Raw genomic sequence first — 21240 nt, 5'->3', positions numbered from 1 at the left:
GAGATCGCCCCAAATACGTCCAGTAAATTCAAATCACGGGCTGAGCTAGACTCCCACGCGCTCCCGCCAGGTGTCGATCGACTCGCTCACGCCCACGTGCCGCGCCTGCGCGCTGAGCTCGTTTTCCACCCACACCATGCGCTCCACATCGGACACCGCCATGTTCTTGTGCGTGGCCGACGCGAACGACACCAGGTCAAGCTCAATCTCACCCAGGCCCAGACGGCGTTGGATCGGACCTTGCTTCATCTTCACCGACTGCGTGTGGTCCTGCCACACGAACATGACCCACCGCCCGAAGCGCCCGCGCCGGAACACGGCTACCTTCGGGGTCAGGCACACGCCGCGCGACTTGTACGTAATCGGGTCGAACCACTTGGCCTGATCCGGTGAGGACAGGAAGTGGCGGCCCGTGCCCGACCCATCCAGGGCGTCGCGGATGAGGCCGGCGTCGTCGGCGGTGCCGGCGTCGGGAAGCATGGTCCACAGCACGCGCAGGGCTTCCTCGCGCGAGCCGGCAGGGATAATAATTTCGGAGCCGGGGGTGTCGCCGGAGGTGTCGAGCGTGGCGGCGCCGGCCAGGGTGGCCGTGACCTCCCACCAGTCCTTCCAACGCCACAGCATCGGGCGGTGTAGCTCGATGGCATGCAGGCGCGCCGGCGGAATGGAGCGGGTGGTGAGCGTGGTCAGTCCCCCACGCACGCGCAACCCGTTCGCCGATAGGTATACCTTCGTGCCGTACTGCCCCAGCGAGGATTTGACGAACGTGTAGGCCGAGCCGACCACCAGGAAGATCACCGCCATGAGGGTCTCCCCCAGCCAGATCGAGCCCACCAGCATCGCTAGCGTTACCGTCAACACCGACAGGAACGTGGGGCTCAGCAGTCGGGAGGCGATGAGGCGGGAGGTGGGCATCTCGAAGATGAGCTGGTCGAGCTCGGTGTCGTCAGGGTCAAAGATGGGGATCGCCGGAGCGGCCCCGGTGGCGGCGGGCTGGCCGGTCTCCCCGGGTTGGCCTGCGTCTGGCTGGCCCGGCAGGCCGGCGTGATCAGGTCCGACGACGCCGGTAGCGCCCGTCGCGCCCGCGGCGTGGTCGGTGGCGCCCGTTTGGTTCGCGGCGCCGGGTTGGCCTGCGTCAGGCTGGCCGCCGAGCACCGAGCCGGGGGTCGCCGCGGGGGCGGTGGAAGCTGGGGCGACGGCTTCGTTGGCAAGACCAATCGGGCGGCCGGCGCGGGCGTTGGCAAGGCCCTGCAAGACCTCCTTTCGCAGGGCAGCGCAGTCGGCCATGGTGAGCAGGCCGAGCGTGATGCCCTCGTCGGAGCCCGCGGACTCGACCTTGACCGAGCCGAAACCGAAGATGCGGCCGAAGATCTTCTGCTCCACCTCCACGCTCTGCACGCGATCCCAACGCATATGCTTGTGACGCTTGATGAGGACGCCGGAACGGTGGTGGATGCCGGAGTCGACCACGGCGAAGGATGCGAAGCGCCACACCACCCACGAGCACACGACCACCACGATCGTGAGCAGAACCAGGGCCCCAGCCGCGATCAAGATCCACATGAGGGTGATGTGGGAGGCGGCGTCACGAAGCTCGTCCACGCCATCTTCAAGCAACGACTGCAGGATGTTGTACAGGAAAATCGCGAGCGCCACCCACAGCACGCCGCCATTGGCCAGCGGGGTCACCTTGTGGAACTTGCGCCACGCGCCCTCGGGCACGGATTCGCCGAGCGTACGCTTGTCGCTCACAGGCCCTCCATCCTCGCCTCGCCCAGCGCGGTCAGCTTCTCGCGCAGGCGCTCGGCCTCCTCAATCGCCACCCCGGGGATGGAGGCATTCGAGCCCGCCGACGCCGTCACCAGCTCAATCGACCCCAGCCCAAAGCGCTTCAGCAGCGGACCCGTGCCCACCTCCACCTGCTGCATGCGGCCGTAAGGCACCACGGTCACGGAATGGAACATGATGCCGGAGCGGATGAGGAGCTCGTCCTCCAGCTCGGCGTAGCCGAACGCGCGGGCCCGGCGCAGCGCGAACGGGACCTGGATCAGCCACACCACCGCCCAGATCGCAAAGCCGACCCACCACAGCACGCCCGGGAAGCTCGCACTCCCGAGCAAAATCCCGGGGATCGCGCCGACCGCCACGATCACGATCACGGCGACCGACCAGCGGATGGCCTGCACCTTCGTGTATCCGGGGTCCAAGGGGATGAAAACGGTGTCCTGGGCAAGTGGATGTCTCATGTCTGACATTCTACCGCCCGCGCGGCCGGCCCCGTCCACCTAGCCTCTGAGGCTCAGCGGATTCGAGCTCGTGGCCGAGGTCGGGAGGATTGCTGTCGCTTGCCCGTGTGAGGCCTACCCGCAGAAGCTGTACTAAACCGCAAGATGCGACACTACTTTCCCGTTATGTAGTGCCGCATTTGTCAGTTTAGTGCCGCATTTGGACAGGGCGGGCCCTGCTCACGACGCCGTGGCGCGGCTCGCGGCCCCAGCACGGCGCGCGGCCCCAGCACGGCGAACGGCTAGGCGCTGGCAGCGGCGTCGGGGCTCGGGTCGTCGTAGGTGCACCAGCGCTCGCCAACGAGCGCCGCCACGGTCATGATGATCGACGCGATCCCGGCGAGGAGGGCGTTGTGCGCGTTGTCGGTGAGGAAGACCGCCGAACCGGCATAGTAGGCCACCGCGACGCCAAGCGCGCCGCCAGCCATCAGGGTGCCGCCACGCGACGTGGCCTGGGTCAGCACCCAGATCCGGGCGGCATACAGCTGATCGACCGGGCGCTTGCCCCGGCGGTACTGGCGCACCAGCCACGCCTGGCTGATCACCACCGCGCCGATCGCCAGCGGCGCGAGGAACAGCCAAAACGGCACTGGCACCGGGCTGGCGCCAGAGCGGATGAACACCGACGTCAGCGAAAAAACCGTGATCCCCGCGACTAACCCTGCCCCGACCAACATCGAGATCGACGTGGGGCGCAGCTTCGGGCTCTCGCTCATGCTGGCTCCCCCAGGGGCTGGACCCGCTGGTCGGCGACGCCGGCGAGCAGGCTCACGACGGGGTGGCCGGCGAGGCGCGCGCCCGGGTCGACGGCGGCCCAGGGCTCGAGCACGAAGCGCCGCTCGGCGGCGCGCGGGTGGGGCAGGGTTAGGCGCGGGGTGTCGAGTTCGAGGCCCGCATAGGTGACGATGTCGAGGTCGAGCGTGCGCGCACCCCAGCGCTCGGATCGGACCCGCCCGTGAGCCGCCTCGATCCCCTGCAGGGCGTCGAGCAGTTCGAGGGGCGATAGGTGCGTGTCTAGCAGCACCACGGCGTTAACGTAATCCGGCTGCCCGGCCTGGCCCTCCGCCAGTCGCGGCGCGGTGTCATACAGCCCCGAGGCCGCGACGACAACTCCCAGCTCGCCCAGCTCCTCGATCGCGGCGCGCACGTGCCCGGCCGCATCGAGGTTGGACCCGACGCCGATCACGGCCCGCTCCGCGCCCGCCGGCGCCGACAGCTGGCCGCCGGCTTGTGCCGCAGCCCCGGCACCCGGGGCCACAGCCAGCCCGGCCGCGAGCCCATCGCCCGCCGACCCGGCCTCCAGGGCCCAGCGCTCGAGCGTGACGGCCACGTCGGTGAACTCGTGCGGGATCGGTGCCTGCGGCTTATGTACAGTCACCTCCACGCCCGCGGCTCCAAAGCCCAGCGCCCGCTCGGCGATGCGGCCGGCCAAGGTCTCGATGAGGTCCGCGTGGTCACCCTCGATCACGCCTACCACCATGTCGGCCACCTCGGCGTAGTTGATGGTGTGGGCGACATCGTCGGTGGCAATCGCCCGCGAGATGTCGAGGTGTAGCGCCACGTCGACCACGAAGTCCTGCGCCTCGGCGTGCTCGAAGTCGAGCACGCCGTGCATGCCGCGGACTCGCAGGCCGGTGAGGCGGATCGTCGACAGGGCCATCACAGGCCCTTCATCATGCGGGCCACGCCGATCGCGGTAGCCGTGGCGGCCACGTTGTGCACGCGCACCGCCCACACCGACTCCGCGATGAAGGCCGCGATCGCGGCGGTTGCCACGTCCCGTTCGTCGTTGACGGCAAACGGCACGAGGAAGCGCTTGCGCGAGTGCCCCACGAGCACGCGGTGCCCCTCGCCTAGGAAGGCGCCGAGCCCGCGCAGGATCTCCCAGTCCTGATCGCCCACCTTCGCAAAGCCAAGGCCCGGGTCGAGGATGATTGACTCCGGCGCGATCCCTGCGGCCACCGCCCCATCGCGCGAAGCCAGCAGCTCGGAGCGCACCTCGCCCACCACGTCGCCGTAGGACGCCAGGTCGTTCATCGTGCGGGCGTTGCCCCGCCCGTGTTGGAGCACGTAGTCGCAGCCGAGCTCGGCCACGGTGGCGAACATGGCCGGATCGCCCTGCCCGCCGGTCACGTCGTTGACGATCGCCGCGCCCGCCTCCACGGCCCGGCGCGCGGTGCTGGCGTGGTAGGTGTCCACCGACACCGCCACCTCGCCCGACAACTCCGCCACCACGTCCGCAATCCGCGCCCACTCGTCCTCCGGGGCCACCGGTTCGGCTCCCGGGCGGGTGGACTCCCCGCCGATGTCGAGGATCGTGGCGCCGGCGGCCACGAGCTCGCGTCCGTGCTCGATCGCGGCGCCCGGGTCCAGGAACTGGCCCCCGTCCGAGAACGAGTTCGGCGTGACGTTCACAATTCCCATGATGTTCATGGCTACCTCACTAGGCTCATCGCTTCGGCGCGCGTGGCCGGATCGTGCATCGTGCCCCGCACCGCCGACGTCACCGTGCGCGACCCCGGTTTACGCACCCCGCGCATCGACATGCACAGGTGCTCCGCCTCCACGACGACGATCACGCCCGTCGCACCCAACCGCTCGTAGATCGCCTCCGCCACCTGGGTGGTGAGCCGCTCTTGGACCTGTGGCCGATGCGCATAGCCCTCGACCAGCCGGGCCAGCTTCGACAGGCCGGTCACCCGGCCGTCCGCTCCGGGGATGTAGCCCACGTGGGCCACGCCGTGGAACGGCAGCAGGTGGTGCTCGCACATCGAATACACCGGAATGTCCCGCACGAGCACCATCTCCTGATGCCCCACGTCGAACACTTTCTCCAGGTGCTCGCCCGGGTCCTCGTCCAGGCCGGAAAAGATCTCCGCATACGACCGGGCCACGCGGGCCGGGGTGTCAATCAGGCCGTCGCGGTCCGGGTCCTCCCCAATCGCGAGGAGAAGCTCACGGACGGCGGCCTGTACACGCTCAACGTCCACGCTCACTTGATTCCTCCTTCGGGCTCGCTTCCCGACGACGGCCGCCCGCCCTCGGCACTGTCCTCGGCGTTCTTGTCCTGGCCGGCGTCGGCACTGTCTCCAGCCCCTGCATGAGAACCCTCGCCAGCCTCGGCTTCGTCGTCGGCCTTCGGGGCCTCAGGCAGCGGCACGGGCGGCAGGTCGGACACGGGCCGCTCGGGCGAGGACAGCCACAGCTGGCGCGCCGGCGCCTTGACGATGTCCTTGAAGATTTCCTTGAGTTCGCCCTCGAGCACGGTCTCCTTTTCCAGGAGCACGGAGGTGAGGCGGTCGAGCACGTGGCGGTTGTCCATCATGATCTGCCATGCCTCTTGGGCGGCGCGGTCGAGCAAGGTGCGCACTTCCTCGTCCACGATCCGGGCCAGGTCATCGGAGTGCTCGCGGGCCTGCCCGCCGCCCATCCGAGTCATGGGATCGGAGTCGTCTGCCGTGAGGCGCACGGCCCCCACCCGCTGCGACATGCCGTATTCGGTGACCATCTTGCGCGCCACCGAGGTGGCCTTCTGGATGTCGTTCGAGGCGCCCGTGGTGGGATCGTGGAACACGACCTCCTCCGCCGCGCGCCCGCCCATCGCGTAGACCATTTCGTCCAGCAGCTCGTGGCGAGAGGTGGAGTACCGATCCTCGGTGGGCATGACCATCGTGTAGCCCAGGGCCCGCCCGCGCGGCAGGATCGTCACCTTCGTGACCGGGTCGGTGTAGTTGAGCGCCGCGGCGGCCACGGCGTGGCCGGCCTCATGGTAGGCGGTCATCCGCTTCTCCTTCGGGTTCATCACCCGGGTGCGGCGCTGCGGTCCAGCGATCACGCGGTCGATCGCCTCGTCGATGTCGTCCTCATCAATCTTCGTGTGCCCGCGGCGGGCCGCAAGGAGCGCCGCCTCGTTCAACAGGTTTGCCAGGTCCGCTCCGGAGAAACCGGGCGTGCGGCGGGCGATCGACTCGAGCGAGACCCCCTCTTCCAACGGCTTGCCGTCGGCATGGACCTTGAGGATCTCCTGGCGTCCGGGCAGGTCCGGCGCGTCCACGCCGATCTGCCGGTCGAAGCGGCCGGGGCGCAGCAACGCCGGGTCGAGAACGTCGGGCCGGTTGGTGGCCGCAATGACGATGACGTTCGTACGCTCGTCAAAGCCGTCCATCTCCACCAGCAGCTGGTTCAGAGTCTGCTCGCGCTCGTCATTGCCGCCGCCGATCCCGGCGCCGCGGTTGCGCCCGACCGCGTCGATCTCGTCCACAAAGATGATCGCCGGGGCCACCTTCTTGGCCTTCGTAAACAGGTCACGCACGCGGGAGGCACCCACGCCCACGAACATCTCCACGAACTCGGAGGCCGAGATGTGGAAGAAGGGCACGCCGGCCTCGCCTGCCACGGCCTTCGCCAGCAGCGTCTTGCCGGTTCCCGGCGGCCCGTAGAGCAGCACGCCGCGCGGGATCTTCGCCCCCATCTTGTAAAACTTCTCCGGAGTCTCGATGAACTCCTTGATCTCGCGTAGCTCTTCGACTGCCTCGTCGACGCCGGCGACGTCGGCAAACGTCACGTCCGGCAGGTCCGATTCGACCCCGTCGCGTTTGACCTTGCCAAATTCGTTCATCCGCCCCTGCATTTTGGGGATCATCCAGAAGAACAAACCCACGATCAGCAGCATCGGCAGCATAAAGGATAGCAGGGAGAACAGCAGCGACTGCTGCGGCACGATCGAGTTGTACCCGTTTTCAGACTTCGCCCTCTGCACAAGCCCGAGCACCGCGTCGCCCTCCGGGTCCGTGTACTGGAACTGGACCTTCTTCGTGGGCTTTTGCTTCTTGCCCTCCAGGTCGGTGGGCTTGTAGTCATCCTTGAGCCAGATCTGGACGATCTGGCTGCCGTCGGTAACCTGGATGCGCTCAATCGACTGCGACTGCAGGATCTGGCGGCCCTCGCTGGTCTTGACCTGCGTGAAGCCGGCGGGGTTGAAGAAGAAGAAAATAAGCATGGCACCCACGGTCAGGGCGCTCATGATCCCCCAGAAGATGCGCCGCTGCTTGCGCTCGCGCTCCTCCTGTTCCTTGCGCTCGCGCTTCGAGCGCGGGCCTTCATCCGCATCGCCTCCCTGCTTGGCCTTGCGGCCCCTCCGGTTGAAGTCCTCCAGGCTGCGTCGCTGTCGATTAGACATTTAACCTCCGTACACGTGGGGAGCGAGGACACCCACAAAGGGAAGGTGGCGGTAGTCCTCGGCGTAGTCGAGCCCGTAGCCGACCACGAATTCGTTGGGGATGTCGAAGCCGACGTATTCCACGTCCACCTTGACCTTCGCCGCGTCCGGCTTGCGCAGCAGGGTGGCGATCTTGACCGACTTCGCCCCGCGGGTGACGAGGTTTTGCTGCAGCCAGTCGAGGGTGAGGCCCGAGTCAATGATGTCTTCGACGATGAGGACGTTGAGGCCCTCCAGCTCCGTGTCCAGGTCCTTGAGGATGCGCACCACACCCGACGTCTTCGTGGAGGCGCCGTAGGAGGAGACCGCCATCCAGTCCATGTGCAGGGGCACGGAGATCTGCCGCGACAGGTCAGCCATCACCATGATGGCCCCGCGCAGCACGCCCACGAGCAGTAGTGAGTCCTCATCCTTGTAGTCCTCGCTGATCTGGGCTCCCATTTCGGCCAGGCGCTCCTTAATCTGCTCCTCTGTGACGACGATCTTCACCACGTCATCTTTGCAATCCTCAAGATTCATGACTTCTCCGCTCTTGTGATGGTTAAAAGGTTGGCTCGCCGGCAGGCATGGGCGCCGGGTAGATCGAGTTCACGATTATTGTCCGCCCCGCACACGAGCCTATCAAGCGCGTCAATGTGCCAGTAAACAATGTCACCAGGGCGCCCGACGCCGCCCGCCGCCTCGCGTAGGACCCGGGTTCGCACCGCCCGTGGGGCACGTGCCAGCGCTCGCACGTCGATCCCCTCCGGCCCAGTTACGTCCGCCCGCACCCGCTCCGCGATCTTCGACAGCGCCGCGTCGTCCTCCCGCGCCATGTGCGCCGTGCGGCACAGTGAGTCGACGACGCCGTGGCCCAGCACCTCCTCCAGGGCCGGCATGGCCTTGTGGCGGATCTGCGAGCGGCGAAGCGGGCCGCCATCGGCCGAACGCCACGGCCCATCCACATCGTTGGACGGGTCCTCCAGCCACGGCAGGTCGAGCACCCGGCAGACCGTGCGCAGCTCGCCGCGGCGCAGGTGGAGGTAGGGGCGGACCATCGGCACGTCGGGGTGGCCGGGCAGGTGGCCGCGGCGGGCCATGCCCGCAATCGAGCGGGTGCCGGAGCCGCGCCCGAGCCCCATGAGCACCGTCTCGGCCTGGTCGTCGGCCGTGTGGCCGAGGACCACGGTGAGCGGGCCACACCCCTTGAGCTCCCCGCCGGCCCGTGCGATCTCAGCCAGCCTGGCGTAGCGGGCCGCGCGGGCGTTGCCCTCCGGCCCGTCCCCGCCCGCTGCGGCTACCTCCACGCGCGTGGCAATCGGGGTGTCCACCACTCCCCTCAGGTACCGTTCCACCGCCAGTGCCTCACGCCCCGATTCGGGGCGTAGCCCGTGGTCCACCGTGGCCGCGAGAACCTCCACCCGGCCCGCGCTGGCCCACATTGCCACCTTCGTCAGCGCCATCGAGTCCGAGCCGCCGGACACGGCGAGCAGGACCGAGCCCCCATCGGGGATGGGGGCGAGCGCCTCGCTCATGGCGTGGCGGGCGGCGGTGAGGGCAGGGGCCGGGAAGGACATTACATGCGCTCGATCCAGGCCGCCGGGTCGGCCAGCTCCGCGGGCGTGGGCAGATGCTCGGGCGCCAGCCACACCTTGTTGAAAAACTCCATGCCGCGCTCGCGCACCACGTACTTCACGAACGTCTCCCCCGCCGCGTACTGCGCCGTCTTCTTATCCAGGCCCAGCTTGCGCACGAGGAACGCCACGATCGGGTTGCTGCCCGCGCGCTGGGCCGCCATGGCAGACACGATGCGCTGGCGGGAGGGGATGCGCGTGGTGGGCACGTTGTTCATCACGTATTCGGCGTGCCCCTCGAGCAGCGACATGACGGCCGTGACGTTCGCCAGCGCCTCCTCCACCCCCGCATTTGAGTTGAAGGCGTCCATCAGTTGCCCGGCCCGCTTCGCCAACTCAGGTTTGAGCCAGGGGGCCGCGGCGAACTGGGTGGCGTGCGTGAGTTCGTGGACGGCCACCCACAGACACAAATCCCGCCGGTCCAGATCGAAGTTCATGCGGAAGGCGGCCACGTTCGGCGCCACCAGGTACAGGCGCTCCGGTTCCGAGAACGGATCGAACTGGCCGAGCACCTTTGCGGCCACGGCCGAGAACACCACCGTACCCTCGAGCGTTCCCACCACGTCCCGACCCGGGATCATGTTCTCAATCGACACCGCGCCCGCACTCGCCCACGTGGCTCGGTCCACCACCTTGACCTCCACCGCCGCCGCGTGCTCGGCCGCCTCGGCCAGGCCCGTGACGGAGGCGACGATACCCGGGGCGCGCTTCGCCTGCGCGCGCAGGTCAGTGACGAGCGCGCGAGCCTTGGCTGGGCTGACCTCCGGACCGCCGCCCGACAGCACGCGCGCAGCCCGGTGAACCTTGCTGTGATCAATCATGTCTCAAGGGTAATGTGCCCCTCCGACACTCGCGAGAAAAGTCGCTCAAGGCGCAAACCCACGACGCCCGGGCACGGGCCGGCGACCAGCGCGGACGGCGTCGTGAAACACGGCCCGCCACGGGGCCCGCTACAACTTCGTGAGGTCCGCCACGAAAGAATCGATGAGCGCGCGCGAGCCGGGCGCGGTGCCTTCCTCGAGCTGGTCGAGCAGGATGGAGAAGATGAGCGGGTAGCCAGCCTCCGTGCGCAGGAAGCCGGACAGGGAGGTCGCCTGCACGAGCGTGCCCGTCTTGGCCCGGACCTGCCCTTCCGCGTCCGAGCCGGTGAAGCGGTCTTGAAGCGTGCCATCCAGGGCCGACACCGGCAGGCCCGCGGGCAGGGCGGCGAACGGGCACTCCTCGCAACGCCACACGTCAAGCAAAATCGAGGTCAGCAGCTCGGCGGTCACCCTGTTTGACGCCGACAGCCCCGAGGCATCCGCCAGCACGACGCCATCCATCGGGTAACCCGCCGCCCGCAGCACCTCCGCGATCGCCTGCGAGGATCCGGCGAACGTGGCCGGCTTGCCCTTCGCGATCGCCACCAGGTGCCCCATGACCTCCGAGACCGAGTTGTCCGACTCGGTGAGCAGGAGGTCCACCAGGTCACGTACCGGCGCGGACTCGACGCGGGCCAACAGGGCGGCGCTGTCGGGCGCCTTCCCGCGGCTCGCCTCCCCGACCTCGACGCCCGCCGCCCGCAACTGTTCGGCGAACGCCTCGCCGGCCAGCAGGTCCGGGTTCGGGCGGTAGCCCATCCCCTGCACGCGCCCGCGGTCGACGGCGATCGGGCGTAGCTCCATGACGTAGCCCCGGTCGGCGCCCTCGATGTCGTCGTAATGAAGCGGGCCCTCGAACAGGCTCGAATCGACGACGAGCTCGAGCGGCCCGGAGACGTCCGAACGGCTAGTGAGCGCCTCGGCCACCTTCGCGGCGAGGTCCGCCAGGCCCGCCCGGCCACGGGTCACAGTGGGATCGCCCGCGCCGTCGGTGAGGAGCACGTCGCCCCCGCCGATCAGGTAGAGCGTGTTGCCGGACAGCGCGGCGACCGTGGGCAGGGTGGTCTCGGGGCCGAGCACGTCGAGCGCCGCCCGGGCCGTCACCAGCTTCATGTTTGACGCCGGCGTGGCCGCACGCGACGCATTGTAGGAGGCTATCACCTCGCCCGTGCGTGGATCCGTGACAATCACCGAGGTCTGGCCCGTATTCGACTCGGCGTTTGCCAAAGCCGAGATGAGGGAGGCCACGGCGTCGCCCGATGGCGCGCTCGCATCCGACTCCTCAACCTCCGGGGCCTCCGCCACCACCGCATCCAACGTCGGATACGGCAACGGGTGGGCCGGCTCCGGCTTCGTGGTGAGCGGGCCCGGGGCAAGGTCCCAGGCATCAGCGAAAACGTAGGTACAGGCCAAGATCACCGCGAGCGCCGCAACAACTCTCTTCCACACCTTGCCATCTTCCCACACCCAGGCGCAGCGCGTGGACACATGTGCGCACGAAAGCCGCAATGACACGCAAAAATGTTCAAACCGCGGGCTAGAATGGTGGTCAGTTCAACAGCGAAGGAGAGAGTAATGGACTTCGACGTCACCATCGAAATCCCGAAGGGGAACCGCAACAAGTACGAGGTGGACCACAAGACCGGCCGCATTCGGCTCGACCGGATGCTCTTCACCTCCACCCGCTACCCTGACGATTACGGCTTTATCGACGGCACGCTCGGCGAAGACGGCGATCCGCTCGACGCGCTCGTGCTCCTCGACGAGCCCACCTTCCCCGGCTGCGTGATCCGTTGCCGCGCGCTCGGCATGTTCCGCATGAAGGACGAGGCGGGAGGCGACGACAAGGTGGTCTGCGTCCCCACGGGCGACCAGCGAGCATCCTGGCGCACCGAGCTCGAGGACATCTCCGAATTCCACCGCCTCGAGATCCAGCACTTCTTCGAGGTCTACAAGGACCTGGAGCCCGGCAAGTCGGTGGAGGGCGCCCACTGGGTGGGCCGCGAAGAAACCGAGGCGGAGATCCGCGCCTCCTTCCAGCGCGCGATCGACACCGGCTACTACGAGCACAACCCGAACATCCACCCCGACAACATGAAGTAGCAGGCGCCGGGGCTGAGCGAAGAAGCAAAGCCCGGAAAGCCGCAAAGCCTAGAAGAGGAGGCCGCCCCGGCTGGGGTGGCCTCCTCTTCTAGGCGTGTTCCTTGACGGGATGGTTCTTAGCGGACGCGCAGGTAAATCGGGTTACCCCACACCGCGCGCTCCTGGGTGCCCATCGACGGGTTCCAGGCGGCAATGTGCATGCCGTTGCCGGTGTAGATTCCCACGTGGCCGGGCCACCACATGACGTCACCGGGCTGGGCCTGGGAGGCCGGCACCTGGCGGTAGGCGCCCCAGAACTGGGTGACAGACTGGCCAGTGCGGCGCGGGGTGGTCACCCCGAAGCGCTGGTGGACATACCACACGAAGCCCACGCAGTCCCAACCCGAGGTGGGCGAGACGCCGCCCCACACATACGGGACACCGGCGAATTGGCGTGCGTAGTTGACCAGGGCCTGGCCCGAGCCCGACGTCGGCGCGTTCTGGGCGGCCTTGTTCGCGGCCTCCTTCTCGGCCTTGGCGGCGGCATCTCTAGCCGCCTTCTCAGCGGCAGCCTTGGCAGCCGCCTCCTTCTCCGCCTTCTCGCGTGCCGCCTTGTCAGCGGCCTCCTTCGCGGCCCTCTCCGCCGCGGCCTTTTCGGCAGCAGCCTTAGCGGCCGCCTCCTTCTCCGCGGCGATCCTCTGGGCCTGCTCGGCGGCGGCCTTCTGGGCGGCGATGCGATCAGCCTGCGCACGCTGGGCGGCAGCGAAGTCAGCGGCCTCCTTGGCAGCCTTCTCCGTGTTGGCCTTGCCCGCACCCGAGGAGTTCTTCGCTTCTTCGGCGAGGCGCTGGGCCTCCTTCTCGGCGGCGTTCGCGGCGGCGTCGGCAGCAGCAGCATTGGTGGCCAACTGGTCGACAGCGGCCTGAGCGTCCGACGTGGCACGCTCCTGGCGGACCTGCTCGGCCCGGGCGCGCACGAGGTTCGCGGCGGCTTCCGCCTTGCCCTGACGCTCCTGTTCGAGCTGGGCGAGGCGTGCGCGCTCCAGCTCCTCCGTGGTACCACGACGTGCGGCTAGCTCCGAGGCCAGGCCATCGCGCTGGGCCTGGGCCGAGGCGAGGATCTGCTTCTGGGATTCGGCGGCGGCCTTCGCGGCGTCGGCCTTGGCGGTCACTTCGTCCGCGGCCTTGGTCTGGGCCTCCGCGGCGGCGTCGGCCTCTTCCTGGAGCACACGCGCCACTTCCTCGAGCGCCTGGAAGCGCTGCACCCTGGAGTCAACCGAGTTCGCCACCGCGCCGAAGACCTGCGAGCGCTTATTCGCGTCCTCCATCGAGTCCGCACCGAAGAGGTAGTAGGACTGCGTGACCTCGCCCGCTTGATTCTTGTACATCGCCTGCGAGACAGAACCGAGTTCACGACGCGCGACCTGCAGGTCATCATTCGCAGCGTTTGCCTTCTCCTGAGCGGCGATCGCTTCGGAGATCGCGTCTGACAGATCCGACTGCGCGATGATCGAGGCAGCCTCCGCCTCGGCGGCAGCGGCCGTGGCGGCGTCCGACTCCTGTGCCAGGCGCGTCAACTCCAGTTCGAGATCGGCCAGCGAGCGAGCGGTCTGCTCTTGCGCAGCGTACGAATCCTCGATGTCGTTTCCCGAGATGGGAGTTGCCTGTGCGGGTAGCGCGAAGGACCATGCCAACCCGAAGGCTGAGAGCATTACCAGTGACTTACGTGCCACCAGCCACCTCCATATGTGTGATGCGTGCGGGCGTGTCGGCTTGACAACGCGTTTTCACCCACCACCGTATACCCATTCGTTACAAAATGAAACACGAGAATCACAATTCACTTTATTTACTTCATTCTCACCATTAACAACTGTCACACGCCCGCGATCTTGCCGCTGTCTCATGCCGCGTCATCCCGTTGCGCCCCTTTCGGGCGCGCCCTATGGTGGAGGCATGAAGCGAATGTAGAGCGGGCACCGGCCCCTTCCTGGCGGGTGCCCTTGACATGCCCGTGATCTACGATGAGGACCTCCATGACACCCGACGCTTCTTACCCGCCTTTCCTTGTGGGCTACCCGCCGCTCACGCCCGTCACCGACGCCGCCCCCGTGGCGGACTTCGACACCGGCTACCACCCGCCCCTCTCCCGTAAGCCCCTGCCGGCCACCGGCGCCTGGCGCGACAGCGACGAGCCCGGCGAGCGCCAGTTCGCAGACCTCGGCCCACTTCCCCTCGAGCTTGGCGGCACAATCCACGTCACGCTTGCCTTCGAGACCTGGGGCACGCTCAGCCCGGACGGCTCGAACGCGATCCTGCTGTGCCACGCCCTCACGGGCGACTCTCACGCCACCTCGAAGGACGGCACGGACGGCTGGTGGAACGAGATCGTCGGCCCGGGCAAAGCCATCGACACCGACCGCTGGTTCGTGGTCTGCCCCAACGTACTGGGTGGTTGCCAGGGCTCGACCGGCCCGGCCTCCATCGCCCCCGACGGCAAGCCGTGGGGCTCGCGCTTCCCCGAGATCACCATCAGGGATATGTGTGCGGCGGAAAAGCTCTTGGCCGACCGGCTCGGCGTGAGCCGCTGGGCGCTCGTCGCCGGCGCGTCCTTCGGCGGCAACCGGGTGATGGAGTGGGCGGCGTCGTACCCGCGCATGTGCGGGGCGATCGCCGTGCTAGTGGCGGGCCCGGCCACCACTGCCGAGCAGATCGCCTACCAAAAAACCCAAAATCAGGCCATCGCCCTCGACCCCGCCTTCAACGGCGGCGACTACTATCACCTTCCCGACGGCGCCGGCCCCCACCGCGGCCTGGGCCTCGCCCGCGAGCTCGCACATATTACCTACCGCAGCCCGCTCGAACTCCACCAGCGCTTCGGCCGCACGCCCCAAGAGGGCGAAGATCCACTCGCCGGCGGCCGCTACGCCGTCTCCTCGTATCTGGATCACCACGCCTACAAGCTCGCCGCCCGCTTTGACGCAAACTCCTATCTCACAATCTCCCAGTCGATGATCACCCACGACATCGGGCGAGGCCGCGGCGGCACCCCCGCCGTCGTCGCAAACCTGACCATGCCCGCACTCGTGGTGGCAGTCGACTCAGACCGGCTGTTCTACCCCGCTAACATGGCCGCGCTCGCCGCCGCCCTCCCCGGCGCGCGCCCGCTGCGAACCGTGCACTCCGCCTACGGCCACGACGGCTTCCTCATCGAAAACAACCAGGTCACGGCCATCCTGCGCGACTTCCTCGACGACCCCGCACTCTTCCCCGCCCGCGCGCGCCGGGTGCAATAATGGTGGCATGTCGTGGACACCTGATTTCCTCGGGGACGGCTTCTACCAGCGCGCCCTCCCCCTGCACGACGACGAGTTCGGGCCCAACCGCGCCACACTCGTGACCTACCGGCCTGGGGACAGCGCACCCACGTTCGCGGTGCTGGCAATCCACGGCTGGAACGACTACTTCTACCAGTACGAGTTCGCACTCGAAGTGGAGCGCATGGGCGGGCGCTTCTACGCCATTGACCTGCGCAAATACGGCCGCTCGCACCTCGACGACCAAATGTGGGGCTACATCGAGGACCTATCCACGTACGACGAGGAGATCCACGAAGCGCTCGACGTCATCTACTCCGAACTCGGCGACACCGTCCCGCTCTTCCTCTATGGCCACTCCACCGGCGGCCTCACCGCCACACTCTGGGCCGACCGCCACCCCGATGCCCTCGCCGGCGTCATCCTCAACTCCCCCTGGCTCGAATTCCAAGGCCAGACCGCGCTGCGCCTCGCCAGCCAGCCCATCCTCGACACAATCCATCGCCTCTCGCGCACCACCGTCATCCCCATGCCCGGCAACGACTTCTACCACCGGCTCTTGACCGGCTACATGACCGACGAGGAACGCGCCGCAGCCAGCGCCGATCCCTGCGATGACCCGTTCGTCACCGACGGCGGCTGGCACCCCGACCCGCGCTACCGGCAAGTGCCCTCCTTCCCCATCCGAGCCGGCTGGCTACGCGCGATCGCCAACGGGCACGAGCGCGTGGCCCAAGGGCTCGACATCCAGTGCCCGATCCTGGTGCTCACCAGCGCGCAGACCTTCTACTCCGACACGTGGAATGACCAGATGCGCCACGCCGACACCGTCCTCAACGTCGACCAAATCTGGAAGCGCGTGCCCTGGCTCGGGCGGGTAACCACCCTGGTCAAGGTGCCGGACGCCATCCACGACGTACTACTCTCCCGGCGCTCCGCCCGCCAGTACGCCTACGGCCACATCGAGCGCTTCGTCCGCGGCGCTGTTCGACCAGACCCGGGGCCTGGCCGACACAACTCGTGAAAATACCGGCTACCGATCGCTATAGAAGCCCGCTCGCCCTCAGATTCACGACTTGTGACGACGGGAGCCGGAGCCGAGCAGGAACCAAGCCAGTAACACGGATTATCGGCGCCCAAATCGGCGCGGGTACCGGAGCGGGGCGGGGGTGCTGCGCTAGGCGATCTCGCCGAAGGAGCGGCCGTCCGGGACGAGCCACATGCGCCAGCCGTCCGCGCCGATCATGCCCGAAGCCGCCACCGCAGCCTGCGACGGATCCGCAAACACGCCCTTGCCCTCCACCTCGAGCAGGCCGGTCTCTGTCAGCCGCGCGGAAAGGCTGCGCCGGCGGCGGCGCCGCGAGCGCCACGTCACGTCAACAGCGCCCACCTCGGCCACGACCTGCTGCATCCGCGGCAGGGGCTCGGGCAGGTCCGTGGAGTCAATGTTGGGCTCACGCGTGTTAGCCGCGAGCTGGGTAGCAGACTCAGGCGCGGCCGCGCGATCGGAGCTGTCGGCGCGCTGGGGCCCAGGCGCGGGCGAGCCGGCAGGTGCAGGCTTAGCAGGAGCCAGCGACTTCCACGGGCGCATTGCCGCGCGGGTCACCGCCTCCTGCGAGGCCACCGACGAAGCCTGCTCCGAGTAAATGGTGGCACCGTGATCCTTCGGCGCGCTCATATCCCACAGGCGCTGTTCGGGGCGCTTGGCCTCGCTCATGAGTTGGTCGTACATGGTGGGGCCCACGTCCTGGCGGTTCTTTTCCAAGAGATCCCGGGCCTCCTCGCTCAGCGCCCGGCGGCTCTCCCGCGAGGTTCGGCGGGACTCCACCGTGGACATGACCTCCGACGCCGACCTCTTCGCCGGCCTCTCCTTCTCAAAGCGCCAGCCGCTGATGTCCCAGGCGTCGTCGTAGCGCTGGGCGCGGTCGACGATCTCCTCCGCCTCCGGCGACGGCTCCGCCGTGACTTCAGGCTCCGCGACGTCGGCCACCTCGGCAACCTCAACAGCCTCAGCCACATCTTCGGCGGGTTCTGCAACGTCCGCCGCCGGCTCTTCGGCCGCCGGCTCAGCAGCATTAACCACTTCGGCCGGCACGTCCTCGGCCGGCGCCCCCTCAACGACCTCTTCGGTAGCCGACTCCTCCGCAACGAGCTCCGGCTCAACCGCCTCTCCCGCCCACGGCAGCGCCGCGGTCAGCTCAGCCAGCTCGGCGATCTCTACCAGCAGTCCCTGCGCGCTCTGATAGGCCAGCACCCGATGGGCCTCCACCCCACCGCCGCGCAGGGCGAGGATAGGGCACAGGACATCGGTGTCGTAGGCCAGGGAGAAGATGTGCAGGCGCGGCCCGGGCGCCGTGCGCGGCGGAGCGGAGTCGACGAAGGCGCGGTAGTCGGCGTCGAAGGACTCGAGCCCGCCGGGGTACATCTGCCCGAGCGCGGCCCGGCTCATCTGGGCGTGCCGGCCGGCGCGCGTGAGCGCCGCGCTGAAGTCCTGGGCGGAGAGCGCCTCCACGACGTCAACGCTCACCACCTGCCCCGTCGTATCAAGCGCGAGGAAGGTCTGGTCCGCCCAGCCCACGCCGAACAGCGGTTGGCCGATAAAGTCAAAGATTTGGGAGCGTACGGCGTCAAGGATTTCGGGGCTCGCCTCACTGGGCACGGACTGCGCCGCCGCCACCAGGCGCCCCTGATGCAATGCGAAAACCACCACGCGTTCTCCTTCCCGCACCTCAGTTTATTCCAGCCTACCGGCCCCGGATGGGCGCCGCCTCATCCGTGAAGTGGACTTGCCGACAGCCACGCGGCCAACCACGCCTTCCGTGCCCGCCCGCGCGCCCGTAGCCAACCGCCCAACGACGGCGCGCCCCGGCTTCCTGCCCGGCTCGTTCACGACGCCGCCCGGCCACCACAGCCGCACCCTACCGGCGCCCGCCCTTGCGCCGCACGGCCACCCCGTCGCGCAGGAGTTCGGCGAGGTGCACGCCCTGGTCGCCCGCCAGCTGGGCGGCCTGGGTGCGGCAGGAGAAACCGTCGGCGAGGTAGACGGCATCGTCGGGGGCGGCGGCGAGTTTGGGCAACAGGTCGTTGGCGGCAACCTTGACCGATACCTCGTAGTGCCCCTTCTCCATGCCAAAGTTGCCGGCGAGCCCGCAGCATCCTGAGACCGTGGTGAGGTCGGCGCCGGCGCGGCGCAGCAGCTCCGCGTCGGCAAGCCAGCCCATGACCGAGTAGTGGTGGCAGTGCGGTTGGGCCACCACCGTGAGGCCGCTGAGGTCCGGCGGCGTCCACACCTCCGGCCCTATCGGTGCGGGCGCGGTCAGCAGCTCGGCGAGCGTGTAGGTCATGTGGGAGACGAGGCCGGCGCGGGCGTCATCGAGTAGGTCGGGCATGTCCTCGCGCAGCACCGCCGTACACGACGGCTCCACGCCCACAATTGGGATCCCCGACGCCGCGAACGGCGCCAGCACATCCAACAGGTGCGTGAGTTCCTTCTTCGCGTGCCCCAGCTGCCCGGTGGTGATCCACGTCAGCCCGCAACACGTGTCCGACGGCGGGATGAGCACCGTGTACCCCGCCCGCTGCAACACGGCCACCATGGCCTGCGCGCCCGTGGTATCGAGCGTCTCGGAGAACGAGTCGGCCCACAGCATCACGTACTTTTTCCCCAGCTCGTGCGCGCCGACGACGCCGTCCCCGGCCCCCGCCCGCACCCGCGACTCCTCGCCGGCGCCAGCCCCGGCCAGCTCGCCGCCGACCCGCCGCATCTCGGCCTGCTCGGCCCGCGCGAGCTTGGAAAATCGCGTCGTAGCGAACCCGGGCATCTGCCGGCGCGAGTCCAGCCCAGCCACGGCGAAGGCCAGCTTGCGCAGCGGCGTGACCTTGAGCGCCGCGTTCGCGATTGCCGCCACCCCGGGCACGGCCGTGGCCCACCGGGCCAACAGCGGCAGGTTGCCCAGCACGTAGTGCGTGCGCGGACGGAGCTTGCCCTTGTACCCTCGATAGAGCGCCTCGGACTTGAACTTGGCCAGGTTCACGCCCGTGGGGCAGTCGGAGGAGCAGGCTTTACACGCCAGGCACAGGTCGAGCGACTCGCGCAGCGCCGCATCGGCGAACCCCTTAATCAGCTTCCCGCTCGTCGCCTCTTGCAACACGCGCGCCCGCCCGCGCGTGGCGTCCTTCTCCTCGCGCGTGGCCAAGTACGACGGGCACATGAAAAACCCCGCGCCCGTGCGGTTCGCCCGGCAGTTGCCCACGCCGGTGCAGCGGTGGACGGCGCGGGTGAGGTCGGCGTCGTCCTCGCGGAAGTGGAAGCCGCCGGCGTACTCACTGGGCGAGGCGTGGGGGCGGCGCAGGTCAGAATCGAGGGGCCGCGGGCGCACGAGCACCCCCGGGTTGAGCACGTCTTCCGGGTCGAAGAGTGCCTTGACCGCGCCGAACAGCTCGATGACCTCCGGCGGGTACATGCGGGTCAGCAGCTCGGAGCGGGCGCGCCCGTCGCCGTGCTCACCTGACAGCGACCCGCCGTAGCGCACCGCCACGTCGGCGGCCTCCTCCATGAACGCGCGCATCACCGGCACCCCGCCCAGCTCCTCGATCGGGAAGTCAATGCGCACATGCACGCACCCATCCCCGAAGTGGCCGTACATGAGCCCGTCCAGGCCCTTGGCACCCATGAGGGCGCGCAGGTCGCGCAAGTAGGGGCCGAGCTTCTCCGGCGGCACCGCCGAGTCCTCCCAGCCCGGCCAGGCCGCGGCTCCCGACGGCGTCCGCCCGCCCAGCCCCGCACCGTCGGCGCGGATTCGCCACAGCTCGGTTGCCTCCGGCCCCGGCGGGCAGACGCGGGCGGCGTCGGTGCCGGCGTCGCGAAGGATGCCCGCCACGCGCTCCTCGACCACCGCGAGCTCCTCGCCCTCCTGCGCCCCGACCTCAATGAACAGCCAGCCGCCGCCCTCCGGCAGCTCGGGCACAGAGCCCTTCTTGCGCCGCACCACGTCCACCAGCTGCGCATCAATCCCCTCCACCGCGAGCGGCGAATGGGGAAGTAGCGCGGGCACGGCGTCGGCGGCCGCGGGCATGTCCGGGTAGCCGAGCACCACGAGCGTGGGCGTCTGCGCCAGCGGCACCAGGCGCACCACCGCCTCCGTCATCACGACGAGCGTGCCCTCCGAGCCGACCAGCATCTTCGCCAAGTCGCGCCCGGCTTCGGGCAGGAGGTGCTCGAGCGAATAGCCCGAGACCTGGCGGGAAAACCGGCCAAAGTTTTTGCGAATGTCGGCCAGGTGGGCATCCACGAGGGCCTCCAGCCCCGGCACGTTGAGCTCCCCCGCACCGGCCGTGAAGCGCCGGCCCATACCGTCCAGGCACTCGAGGGAGACCACGTTATCGGCCGTTCGCCCCCAGGCCACCGCGTGCGGGCCACAGGCGTTGTTGCCGATCATGCCACCCAGCGTGGCACGATTTTGCGTGGAAGGATCCGGGCCGAAGCGCAGGCCGTACGGGGCGGCCGCCGCCTGCAAATCGCTCATCACCACGCCCGGCTGGACGCGGGCCGTGCGCGCTACCGGGTCGACCTCAATGGCATTCATGTAACGCGAAAAATCAAGGACCACGCCCTCACCCACCGCGTTACCCGCCACCGACGTGCCACCCCCGCGCGACGTCAGTGGCACCGAACGCTCCCGGCAGATGCGCAGAACGGCCGCGACGTCGTCGTCGTTCTTGGGGCACACCACCACCTGCGGCGGGACCCGATAATTCGACGCGTCCGTCGCGTACTCGGCGCGAGCGCGGGGCGAGGAATGGACGTCCCCCTCGATGACGGCCTCAAGCGCGTGGGCAAGCGTAGGTTCCATGATGCCTCCTTCGAGG

Annotated in this window: 17 protein-coding genes; 3 read left to right on the top strand and 14 right to left on the bottom strand. The window is 68.6% G+C overall.

All coding sequences use genetic code 11. From position 1 onward, the window contains the following. Nucleotides 1–45: 45 nt before the first annotated feature. The 11 genes from AQZ59_RS03830 to dacB form a co-directional block, all read right to left on the bottom strand. Nucleotides 46–1752 (bottom strand): PH domain-containing protein, encoded by a 1707-nt coding sequence (locus AQZ59_RS03830; RefSeq protein ID WP_062613308.1) that lies wholly within the window; start codon nt 1750–1752, stop codon nt 46–48. After that, the gene (locus tag AQZ59_RS03825) at nt 1749–2246 is read right to left on the bottom strand and encodes a PH domain-containing protein (protein WP_062613307.1); all 498 of its coding nucleotides are present in this window, start codon (nt 2244–2246) and stop codon (nt 1749–1751) included. The genes AQZ59_RS03830 and AQZ59_RS03825 overlap by 4 nt, the downstream gene beginning before the upstream one ends. A 281-nt stretch (nt 2247–2527) precedes the next feature. Continuing rightward, complete coding sequence (locus AQZ59_RS03820) at nt 2528–3001, bottom strand: DUF3180 domain-containing protein (RefSeq protein ID WP_062613306.1); 474 nt, start codon at nt 2999–3001, stop codon at nt 2528–2530. After that, on the bottom strand, nt 2998–3945 hold the full coding sequence (gene folK, locus AQZ59_RS03815; RefSeq protein ID WP_062613304.1) for a 2-amino-4-hydroxy-6-hydroxymethyldihydropteridine diphosphokinase: 948 nt from the start codon (nt 3943–3945) through the stop codon (nt 2998–3000). Before folK ends, AQZ59_RS03820 begins: the two co-directional genes overlap by 4 nt. Further along, on the bottom strand, nt 3945–4718 hold the full coding sequence (gene folP, locus AQZ59_RS03810; RefSeq protein ID WP_062613302.1) for a dihydropteroate synthase: 774 nt from the start codon (nt 4716–4718) through the stop codon (nt 3945–3947). The genes folK and folP overlap by 1 nt, the downstream gene beginning before the upstream one ends. 2 nt (nt 4719–4720) lie before the next feature. Beyond that, nucleotides 4721–5281 (bottom strand): GTP cyclohydrolase I FolE, encoded by a 561-nt coding sequence (gene folE, locus AQZ59_RS03805; RefSeq protein ID WP_062613300.1) that lies wholly within the window; start codon nt 5279–5281, stop codon nt 4721–4723. Next, nucleotides 5278–7464, bottom strand: coding sequence for an ATP-dependent zinc metalloprotease FtsH (gene ftsH / locus AQZ59_RS03800; RefSeq protein WP_082661133.1), 2187 nt, complete (start codon nt 7462–7464; stop codon nt 5278–5280). Before ftsH ends, folE begins: the two co-directional genes overlap by 4 nt. Next, a complete protein-coding gene (gene hpt, locus AQZ59_RS03795; protein ID WP_062613298.1) occupies nt 7465–8022 on the bottom strand; it encodes a hypoxanthine phosphoribosyltransferase in 558 nt (185 codons plus the stop codon). It lies immediately after the preceding gene. Beyond that, nucleotides 8019–9059, bottom strand: a complete 1041-nt coding sequence (gene tilS / locus AQZ59_RS03790) for a tRNA lysidine(34) synthetase TilS (RefSeq protein WP_062613296.1) — start codon at nt 9057–9059, stop codon at nt 8019–8021. The genes hpt and tilS overlap by 4 nt, the downstream gene beginning before the upstream one ends. Further along, nucleotides 9059–9937 (bottom strand): zinc-dependent metalloprotease, encoded by an 879-nt coding sequence (locus AQZ59_RS03785; protein ID WP_062613294.1) that lies wholly within the window; start codon nt 9935–9937, stop codon nt 9059–9061. The genes tilS and AQZ59_RS03785 overlap by 1 nt, the downstream gene beginning before the upstream one ends. 129 nt (nt 9938–10066) lie before the next feature. Then, on the bottom strand, nt 10067–11464 hold the full coding sequence (dacB, locus tag AQZ59_RS03780) for a D-alanyl-D-alanine carboxypeptidase/D-alanyl-D-alanine endopeptidase (protein WP_160326866.1): 1398 nt from the start codon (nt 11462–11464) through the stop codon (nt 10067–10069). An 87-nt stretch (nt 11465–11551) separates the two neighbouring features. Here dacB and AQZ59_RS03775 point away from each other — a divergent pair, with 87 nt between their 5' ends. Further along, complete coding sequence (locus tag AQZ59_RS03775) at nt 11552–12079, top strand: inorganic diphosphatase (RefSeq protein WP_062613290.1); 528 nt, start codon at nt 11552–11554, stop codon at nt 12077–12079. Nucleotides 12080–12195: 116 nt separating this feature from the next. Here the strand turns inward: AQZ59_RS03775 and AQZ59_RS03770 are convergent, their stop codons facing one another. Continuing rightward, nucleotides 12196–13788 carry a C40 family peptidase gene (locus tag AQZ59_RS03770; RefSeq protein ID WP_152994717.1) on the bottom strand — a complete coding sequence of 531 codons (1593 nt, stop codon included), beginning with the start codon at nt 13786–13788 and terminating at the stop codon, nt 12196–12198. Nucleotides 13789–14091: 303 nt separating this feature from the next. Here AQZ59_RS03770 and metX point away from each other — a divergent pair, with 303 nt between their 5' ends. Continuing rightward, on the top strand, nt 14092–15351 hold the full coding sequence (gene metX / locus AQZ59_RS03765; protein ID WP_062613287.1) for a homoserine O-acetyltransferase MetX: 1260 nt from the start codon (nt 14092–14094) through the stop codon (nt 15349–15351). 7 nt (nt 15352–15358) lie between these two features. Further along, nucleotides 15359–16396: an alpha/beta hydrolase gene (locus AQZ59_RS03760; protein WP_062613285.1), complete on the top strand. Its 1038-nt coding sequence runs from the start codon at nt 15359–15361 to the stop codon at nt 16394–16396. A 153-nt stretch (nt 16397–16549) separates the two neighbouring features. On the opposite strand, the gene AQZ59_RS03755 is transcribed toward AQZ59_RS03760, so the two are convergent. Together AQZ59_RS03755 and AQZ59_RS03750 are read right to left on the bottom strand one after the other, a co-directional pair. Continuing rightward, nucleotides 16550–18082, bottom strand: coding sequence for a hypothetical protein (locus AQZ59_RS03755; RefSeq protein ID WP_062613283.1), 1533 nt, complete (start codon nt 18080–18082; stop codon nt 16550–16552). Between the two features lie 208 nt (nt 18083–18290). Further along, the gene (locus tag AQZ59_RS03750) at nt 18291–21224 is read right to left on the bottom strand and encodes an FAD-binding and (Fe-S)-binding domain-containing protein (RefSeq protein ID WP_062613281.1); all 2934 of its coding nucleotides are present in this window, start codon (nt 21222–21224) and stop codon (nt 18291–18293) included. Nucleotides 21225–21240 lie beyond the last annotated feature (16 nt).

This window comes from Trueperella bernardiae, assembly GCF_001469025.1.
Taxonomy (GTDB): Bacteria; Actinomycetota; Actinomycetes; order Actinomycetales; family Actinomycetaceae; genus Trueperella; species Trueperella bernardiae.
Note: the sequence above shows the minus strand (reverse complement) of the source record. Positions and strands in the feature narration are given on the sequence as shown.

Bases quoted from the DNA above. Each gene is read 5' to 3' on its own strand.
- AQZ59_RS03825 (WP_062613307.1), bottom strand. From the start codon at position 2,246: ATGAGACATCCACTTGCCCAGGACACCGTTTTCATCCCCTTGGACCCC.
- folK (WP_062613304.1), bottom strand. From the start codon at position 3,945: ATGGCCCTGTCGACGATCCGCCTCACCGGCCTGCGAGTCCGCGGCATG.
- AQZ59_RS03785 (WP_062613294.1), bottom strand. From the start codon at position 9,937: ATGATTGATCACAGCAAGGTTCACCGGGCTGCGCGCGTGCTGTCGGGC.
- hpt (WP_062613298.1), bottom strand. From the start codon at position 8,022: ATGAATCTTGAGGATTGCAAAGATGACGTGGTGAAGATCGTCGTCACA.
- ftsH (WP_082661133.1), bottom strand. From the start codon at position 7,464: ATGTCTAATCGACAGCGACGCAGCCTGGAGGACTTCAACCGGAGGGGC.
- tilS (WP_062613296.1), bottom strand. From the start codon at position 9,059: ATGTCCTTCCCGGCCCCTGCCCTCACCGCCGCCCGCCACGCCATGAGC.
- metX (WP_062613287.1), top strand. From the start codon at position 14,092: ATGACACCCGACGCTTCTTACCCGCCTTTCCTTGTGGGCTACCCGCCG.
- AQZ59_RS03820 (WP_062613306.1), bottom strand. From the start codon at position 3,001: ATGAGCGAGAGCCCGAAGCTGCGCCCCACGTCGATCTCGATGTTGGTC.
- AQZ59_RS03750 (WP_062613281.1), bottom strand. From the start codon at position 21,224: ATGGAACCTACGCTTGCCCACGCGCTTGAGGCCGTCATCGAGGGGGAC.
- folP (WP_062613302.1), bottom strand. From the start codon at position 4,718: ATGAACATCATGGGAATTGTGAACGTCACGCCGAACTCGTTCTCGGAC.
- AQZ59_RS03760 (WP_062613285.1), top strand. From the start codon at position 15,359: ATGTCGTGGACACCTGATTTCCTCGGGGACGGCTTCTACCAGCGCGCC.
- AQZ59_RS03775 (WP_062613290.1), top strand. From the start codon at position 11,552: ATGGACTTCGACGTCACCATCGAAATCCCGAAGGGGAACCGCAACAAG.